This is a genomic window from Prevotella sp. P5-50, from assembly GCF_002251295.1.
In the GTDB taxonomy this organism is placed as follows: domain Bacteria; phylum Bacteroidota; class Bacteroidia; order Bacteroidales; family Bacteroidaceae; genus Prevotella.
Map to the genome: position 1 here is coordinate 1 of NZ_NPJA01000038.1, position 667 is coordinate 667.

Sequence of the window (667 nt, forward strand, 5' to 3'; positions counted from 1 at the left end):
CCTTCGAGTACTATCCAGAGGGAACGCTGGCAAAAGCAGTGTCTTACGATGCCGACAACAGGAGCACAGCCGTATTCACCGACCTGCTCGGGAGGAAGATTATGGAGCGCACCGCAGCAGGAGATACCTATTATGTATATAACGACCTCGGCCAGCTGCGCTTCGTGCTCACACCTGCATTCAACAAAATATCGCAGGAAAAGACAATATATGCATACGAATATCGTTATGACAATAGAGGGCGGGTGGTATGGAAGAAACTGCCCGGGGCGGAATGCGTGCAGTACTGGTACGACAGTGCCGACCGCATGGCGTACATGAGAGACACCGCTCTGGGAAACCGCTACCGCTTCTGCCTGTACGACCGCTTCGGAAGGCTGTGCGTGCAGGGCACATGCAGCGACGGAAACCGCGACGGGTCGGTGCTCTCCGCTACATCATACACGAGCGGATCAGGGGGTGTCTGCAGCACAGGCTACTCCGCACCGTACAGCATCAGCGACCCGCAACTCGAGATAGTCAACTACTACGACACCTATGAATTCATCGGCAACAACCTTACAAGCGCGATGCCTGCATTAACCATTGGACAGGAACAGAGACAGCACGCCATCGGCTACCTTACGGGACAGGTGGTGTACGCTACCGGCGGCGAGGCCCTCGGCAC

General features: G+C 56.1%; 1 pseudogene. It reads left to right on the forward strand.

Annotated features, from left to right (window positions below):
- Positions 1-667, forward strand: a pseudogene (locus tag CIK88_RS12420) (hypothetical protein); the annotation flags it as partial.